Raw genomic sequence first — 587 nt, 5'->3', positions numbered from 1 at the left:
GTGTGGTGGACGGGCGCTGGGCCGGGTTCGCCGCGGTCGAGGTGGCGCCCGAGTACCGGCGCCGGGGCCTGGCCACCGCCGTGATGGCCGCCCTGTCCCGCGCGGCGCTGGCCGAGGGCGCCTCGGCGGCCTACCTCCAGGTCGAGGCGGACAACGCGCGCGCCCACGCGCTCTACGACGGGCTCGGCTTCCGCCCGCACCACCCCTACCACTACTTCCGCGCCCCACGGGACGACGCCCGCTGAGCGGGTACGCGGCAGGGTACGAGGCACGTATGTACGACACCACGGACCGACGGCGACGATTCGCCGAAGCGGCGCGCGAGGAGCGTCCCGACCTGGCGCTGCTGTGCCTCCTGGTGGGCGCGGAGGCCGACGCGGAGCTGGGCGAGGCGGGTGTGGACGCGGCCCAGATCGAGCTGGACCGGCTGGCCGGGCTGCTGCCCTTCGCGCCGGGCGGCCCGCAGGCGTGGGCCAGCGCCACCGCCGCCCTGCTGGGCGAGGAGTGCGGCTTCCACGGCACCCCGGCCGACTACCGGCGCCTGGACTCCACCCTCCTGCACGAGGTGCTGCGCCGCCGCCGGGGGC

The 587-nt window shown here is 77.3% G+C and carries 2 protein-coding genes; both read left to right on the top strand.

Annotated elements, in window-relative coordinates; genetic code table 11:
* Positions 1 to 245, top strand: a 245-nt coding sequence (locus KUM32_RS39565; RefSeq protein ID WP_217146572.1) for a GNAT family N-acetyltransferase, incomplete at its 5' end; no start/stop codon positions are given.
* Between the two features lie 29 nt (positions 246 to 274).
* On the top strand, positions 275 to 587 hold a 313-nt coding region (locus KUM32_RS39560), incomplete at its 3' end, for a transglutaminase-like domain-containing protein (RefSeq protein WP_217146571.1).

The organism is Streptomyces sp. AC627_RSS907 (assembly GCF_019049165.1).
This window is presented reverse-complemented; position numbering and strand designations above follow the sequence as displayed.